This window comes from Paenibacillus taihuensis, assembly GCF_003386535.1.
Taxonomy (GTDB): Bacteria; Bacillota; Bacilli; order Paenibacillales; family Paenibacillaceae; genus Paenibacillus_Z; species Paenibacillus_Z taihuensis.
On the sequence record NZ_QTTN01000080.1, the window covers coordinates 1 to 2,984 of the forward strand.

The window sequence follows — 2,984 nt, forward strand, 5'->3', positions numbered from 1 at the left end:
AAAAATGGACATCGAGGGCTTGCTTTCCTATTGCCTTTTTTGGAATCCAAGTCATTGAGCACGCGCAGCTCCGTGGTGTGCAACGGTGTACAGGAGAACACGTAAAAAACTGTCAGTCGTACGGGAGGGATCCCTACCCCAAGCGTACGGTTATTTCCGGGTTGCCACGTTCAGCCGTGGCCATTGACGCTTAACCAGCGTTAAATGAAGCCGGTGGCCCCCGACTACCTCTTGTCGAGATGATAACTGCACGGGCGGGGGCGTGATGGGCGTGTAGACACATAACCAATAGCTGAAAGGTGAGTCCATCGTAGGGAAAAACGAAGCGTAGAGGATGGATGTGACTCTTGATCCGCCGCTACGACCGTTCCGAATAGTACGTGGTAAAGAGCCGATAGAACCTTGCTGGAAACCGTTCAGGGGAGGCTAGACCACGGTTTGAGAAGCTATTGTAATGCTGTGGTGGCAGATTGGTCATAGGAACCGTAACCAATTCGATAAGTCGATACAATAGGCGCGAAAGCGTGTGGCAGAAACAATTACACGGGAGCCGTTCCTCGATGCGTGACGGCCGAGCCAGTGCCATGTAATGCTTGCCTTATCCTGATTGAAACCTTCTTTCGGGATAAGGTGATCTGTGTCCACCCCGCACGATTCAGTGTAATCACGCGTCGTTCCACTCCGCAAAAACCTTTCAACCATTCTCGAAAGAAAACAGATCACCGTAAAACGTAGGGGTGGGTGAGGGGAGGCTGGTTAAATCTTTGCAACGCGGAAGCGTTGCTTCCTTTTTCGAGGTTTGTGGAAATTGAATTTGAATGGCGAAATTGTACACAAAGTGGAAGATAGGACGAATATGTTTCCGGAGGAGGACACAGCCGCCTAGATGGTGACGGTTTGGGGGGAACGCGCTTTTCGTTATCCCCACTCCGTTGCGATCTAGGCGGAACCGAAGGAGATTAGTTAAGTTTTGTATGCATTTATGTAACACAAACTTACTTTAATGCACTTTCATCGTTGCTGCGGTTCAGATCCGGACGCCTCACGTGATTTAATGAGCAGTTTGTGAAGTTCACTGGCGACCTTGCTTACATCCTCCAGGGAGACTTCCGCAAGTTTCGGAAACTCTTTCTCAAATATAGCGCCGACTTGAATTAACCGGCGTGTTCGCTCTTTTCGTTCTTTCAGGCTAATTCGATTTTGGATCTGCTGCTTCTTTGCTTTCAACTGCTGCATCTTTTTCTCGATTTCGGCAAGCTGGGCATCCGGCGACTTGCGGCCAGGTGCCTCATTTGGCGTTCCACTCATTTTCTATCTCTCCCAACAACGTGATTCTGTATCCAGCGAAAGTAGTCTTCTTTGCTGATCTCACCCATGCAAACCCTTCTGAGCATTTCTTGCTCATCCTTCTGCAGTTCCTGTCCTTCAAACCCCCATGATGCTTGCAGCGTTTGAAAATGCCGGTCAAATTCTCCCTTGCTCATATTCATTGAATCGATCACCTCAGTGCTTCTATTTTAACGCATTCTATCTCCCATAAAAAGTATATTTACGATTCCGAATGTCGAAGAATTGTGGTACATTAATCCCAAGCGAATGAGCAAAGCAAAAGAGAGAAGGGCGCACTTATACATCGCTCCGCGATGTGTGCGGCATGGCTGTCGCCCTGCACCCATTCGATTCTGACGAATCGACCAAATTGAGAATCGCGTATTCGCGATCTCACATTTGAAAACCATCCAACCATGAAAGGAGCAAACCATAATGGCGATCTACCACTTGTCTGCGCAAGTCATATCTCGCTCGGCTGGCCGCTCGGCTGTTGCAGCTGCCGCATATCGTGCCGGTGAAAAATTGCAGGATGAACGACTTGGCCAAGTGCATGACTTCACTCGCAAGCAAGTTGCGGATCAGTTCATTATGGCTCCTGAGCATGCTCCGGAATGGGCGAACGATCGGCAGCGTCTTTGGAACGAAGTGGAACTTGCGGAGAAGCGCAAGGATGCGCAGCTGTGCCGCGAAATTAACGTTGCGCTCCCGCGTGAGCTTAACGATGAGCAGCAGCTGCAGCTGCTAAAGGAATACTGCCAGCAGCAGTTTGTTGATTGCGGTATGGTTGCGGATCTATCCATTCACCGCAACGATCCGCAAAACCCTCATGCGCACATCATGCTTACGACACGTCATGTAACCGCAGATGGTTTTGGACAGAAGAACCGCGAGTGGAACAATAAAGAACTGCTGCACTCCTGGCGTGAGCAGTGGGCGAAGCATGCCAACCGCGAACTCGAGCGCAACGGGATCCATGAGCGCATTGACCATCGCAGCTTTCAAGAACAAGGTATTGCAGATCGGGTTCCGACCATTCACGAAGGGCCAACTGTCCGCGAGATGGAGAAGCGTGGCATAGCGACAGACCGCGGAGAACTGAACCGCTTGGCCAAAGAGCATAACGCTATCGTTGTCGAGCTGCAAAAATATCGTGAAATGAAGGAAGCGAAGCAAGAGCGGATCGAGCAGCCGCCAGCTGCCCGAAAAGTTATAGCAGCTGCAGAGAAGGTGATCGGCAGCACAGCTACGATTGAGAACATAAATGAAACGCATACGAAGCTGAAGGCTGAGGAAGAGCAGCTGAAGATTCGCGAGATGCGTAATAAGGAGCGGTTGGAGCCGTTTGAAATGGCTACTGGGCACTTCCGGAGCATTGATGCCTGGAAACAGTCGCTGGAGGGCTCCAGCGCGCTTAAACGGGCTTTTGATAAGCAAGAGAGGGATTCGTTCCGGAGTACAGAACAGCTCGTCAAAAAGGCAGAAGAGAAGCTGCAGGCGCTCGGCTTCACGAGCAAAGAACATTTCGAGACGCGCCGTCTGAAAGTGACTCAATTTGCTGCACAAGAAACGGCAGCGATCGGCGAAGCTCGCAAACGGATAAATGCTGAGCGCAGCGTCTTGGATTCAGCAGCCAACGTTCTAAAGCGCGTAGA

Annotated in this window: 3 protein-coding genes; 1 reads left to right on the forward strand and 2 read right to left on the reverse strand. The window is 50.6% G+C overall.

The window, feature by feature from the left end:
* Positions 1–1,011 precede the first annotated feature (1,011 nt).
* Both A8990_RS31090 and A8990_RS31095 read right to left on the reverse strand, forming a co-directional pair.
* Positions 1,012–1,308 (reverse strand): DUF3847 domain-containing protein, encoded by a 297-nt coding sequence (locus tag A8990_RS31090; protein ID WP_116192895.1) that lies wholly within the window; start codon positions 1,306–1,308, stop codon positions 1,012–1,014.
* On the reverse strand, positions 1,305–1,490 hold the full coding sequence (locus tag A8990_RS31095; protein WP_116192896.1) for a hypothetical protein: 186 nt from the start codon (positions 1,488–1,490) through the stop codon (positions 1,305–1,307). The genes A8990_RS31090 and A8990_RS31095 overlap by 4 nt, the downstream gene beginning before the upstream one ends.
* 274 nt (positions 1,491–1,764) lie before the next feature.
* On the opposite strand from A8990_RS31095, the gene mobQ reads away from it, so the two are divergent.
* Positions 1,765–2,984, forward strand: a 1,220-nt coding sequence (gene mobQ / locus A8990_RS31100) for a MobQ family relaxase (RefSeq protein WP_116192897.1), incomplete at its 3' end; no start/stop codon positions are given.